The organism is Gemmatimonas sp. (assembly GCF_021298855.1).
Lineage (GTDB): Bacteria > Gemmatimonadota > Gemmatimonadetes > Gemmatimonadales > Gemmatimonadaceae > Gemmatimonas.
In genome coordinates this window covers 1-2,709 of sequence record NZ_JAJTHI010000054.1, presented here as the reverse complement: position 1 = coordinate 2,709, position 2,709 = coordinate 1, and the positions used below count along the sequence as shown (strand labels likewise).

Sequence of the window (2,709 nt, the reverse complement as noted above, 5' to 3'; positions counted from 1 at the left end):
GTGGAGGAGGTGGGAAGGTAACGCCGCCGGCACGCCACGGCGGCCATCAGCCGTTCGGTGGGCGCGACGCCGACGCGAGGCCGACGCGAGGCTCACGAGAGTGGGCAGTGCATCACCCAGGCAACGGCGATCGACCAGATCTTCACCCACCTCCGGCCCCGCGCCGCCCGTGCGGCGGACGGCGGGCTACGGAGCCCCCCATCGACGTGGGCCGTCACGAACCCCGGCCCGACACGCTTCCCGCGCCCGTCCGTTCGACGACTAGTCGATCCACCCTGATCGAGTTCCCTATCCGACTGGGGCGGCGGTGGTCCCTGATTCGGTGCGGCGGCGGCGGGCTGCTCGAAGGGGCCGACAAGGGCCAGCCCGGCCGTCCTGGCGACGCCGCCGATGACGGTGCGGCGGTGCACGGTGGGGGGCATGGGGGAGGGGCGTAGGGGCGACGTGATGCGATGCGTCGCCCCTGTGTGTGCGGGTGCCGTTATGAGCCCGGCTGGGCGATCGAGACGCTGCCGATGGTGAGGACGCCGGCGCCGAGGCTCTGGACGCGGATGCGGTTCACGCCGGCCACGAGATTGGCGACGATCGTCGTGGACGCGGAGCGCGAGAAATCGGCGGCGCCGAAATTGTTCCACGCCGTGGCCGTCCTCACGGCGTTCAGCGAGGCCGCGGCCACCGTGCCATTGACGCTCACGGAGAAGGCCGGCTTCACCCCGGAGAGCCGATACTGATTGATGCTGATCTCGTAGCGGCCGGCCACGTTGGCGGTCACCGGGAAGTCGCCGGCTTCACCGGCCTTGTCGAGCTGCGTGGCGCTGCGGACGGCGGAGTTGTACGCGATGCCCACGAGGCTCGCTCCGTTCAGGTTGGTGACCTGCCAGTAGCCGGACGCCGCACAGTTCCGAGCAGGCGTCACCCTGCCGAAGCAGGTGCCCGGCACGACAATGGGCAGCTGGACGGTCGCCACGCGATCGGTGCTGTCGAACGCCCGAACCACGAGCTGCAGGTTGCGCCCCAGATCGATGGAGCTCGGGAATCCCGTCCACATGAAGGTGAAGGGCGCGGCGGTTGAATTGCCGAGGTAGCTCTCGGTCATGCCGAGGTAGCCCATGGCCCCGATGGAATACTCCACGCGCACGACACTGGCGTTCGTGACGACCCGAATGGGGGTTCCCGGCTGCAGGGTCGATCCGAAGCCCATCCCACTGATCACCACCGTGGGCATGGGGGTGGCGGGGGCGGCGGGCGCCTTGGCGGCGGCGGCTGACAGCGCAGCCGGGGTCGCTGAAGACGGGGCCGTCACATCGCTCGAGGGCGAGCAGGCGGCGGCGCCAAGTGCAAGTACCGCGAGAGTGCGACGCATGGGCAATCGAGGGATTGAAGTCGGGTCGCGCGTGGACGCACCGAACGATTCGGCGCCACCGGGACCGAATGGAGACGTTACCTCGCCAAGGGAGACCCGGCTAGCATTGGCGTTGCTAGCGGCTCGCCGGCAACACCGTCACCGCGATCGTGACCCGCTCGGCGGGCGGCACGCCGACCTCCCAATTACGTCGGTACACGAGCGAGAGCCGGGCCTGACCGGCGGCGATGGCGTGGAAGCGGAGCGTGGCGGTCCCACCAGCCCCGGGCATGGGTGGCTGGTTTGCAGGAGGCGCATAGATCAGCTCGCCAGACGCCCGGAGCACGCGCGCGTCGGGGATGCTGTCGAGTTCCCACGCGAAGCCGGTCGACGGGTTCGCGGGAAGCATCACCGCCACCGTATCGCCCACGGTGACCGCAACCGGTCCGGAGGCGGTCACGGTCACATGCCGATACCCGGGCGTTTCGTCACTACTGGGCATGCCGCACCCCGTGATTGCCAGGGCGAGGGTGAACATCGTTGCGGCGCGGGCGGCCGCACGCGCCATGCTGCGTGTGCTTGCCATGGGAGCCAGCCTTCACGGTCGGGGAGGTGGAGTTGTCTACCCGGAAAAGCTACCGTGCGGACAGCGCTGCGCACCGCATGCCCTGCCGCGTGTCTCGCCACTGTCACCCGGTGTCTTCCGTCGTGACTGCCGCATCCATGCGCTTGCTGATCGGCTGCTGGGCGGACCGAATGAGACACCGACGGTCTCGGCTCCCTGATACATGAGCCACCGCATCGGCACGTGGGCGAACAAGCACCGGGTGCGCGGGAACAGCAACCAGTCGCCCGACTATGCCTACTGGAATCACTTCCGCATCGTCGCGACGGTCGCGCCCGAGCGGCGCACCGCGGTGTTTTCCGCGTGGCTCGACAATCGGATGGTGCTCATTGGTGAGAGGCGTCCGGATGCCGGCCAGTTCCGCGTCGATCATGCGGCGGACGGCTTCGAGCGCGACACCCTGGCGTTATCGCATGTCGCGGCGCACGCCGGTGCGGGCCGTCGATCAGCGGGTGACCGTCGAGGCCGCGCGCCACATCCGCAGGGTGGGCCCCGCCCGGACGTGGGTCTACCTGCAGTACACCGACGACATGGGCCACGACCACGGCGACAGTGAGGCGTTCGACGCCGCGGTGCGCGGCGCCGACGCGATGGTCGGCCGGATCACCCACCTCCGGCCCTGCGCCGCCCGTCAGTCGGTCCTCGCGCGGCCCGCGATCGCGCGGTCCGTGATCGCGCCCTCTCCCCCACGGAGAGTCGACCCGCTCCGATTGCAATGCCTGTCCCATCGACCACGTGTTGC

At 69.7% G+C, this 2,709-nt stretch carries 2 protein-coding genes and 1 pseudogene; 1 reads left to right on the top strand and 2 read right to left on the bottom strand.

Going from position 1 to position 2,709, the window contains the following annotated elements:
• Positions 1–481: 481 nt before the first annotated feature.
• Positions 482–1,363, bottom strand: coding sequence for a hypothetical protein (locus tag LW840_RS14780; protein WP_291262773.1), 882 nt, complete (start codon positions 1,361–1,363; stop codon positions 482–484).
• A 115-nt stretch (positions 1,364–1,478) separates the two neighbouring features.
• Positions 1,479–1,928, bottom strand: a complete 450-nt coding sequence (locus LW840_RS14775; protein WP_291262772.1) for a protease inhibitor I42 family protein — start codon at positions 1,926–1,928, stop codon at positions 1,479–1,481.
• A gap of 386 nt (positions 1,929–2,314) precedes the next feature.
• Between LW840_RS14775 and LW840_RS14770 the strand changes: the two are divergent.
• A pseudogene (locus LW840_RS14770) lies at positions 2,315–2,709 on the top strand (hypothetical protein); the annotation flags it as partial.

Bases quoted from the DNA above. Each gene is read 5' to 3' on its own strand.
- LW840_RS14780 (WP_291262773.1), bottom strand. From the start codon at position 1,363: ATGCGTCGCACTCTCGCGGTACTTGCACTTGGCGCCGCCGCCTGCTCG.
- LW840_RS14775 (WP_291262772.1), bottom strand. From the start codon at position 1,928: ATGGCAAGCACACGCAGCATGGCGCGTGCGGCCGCCCGCGCCGCAACG.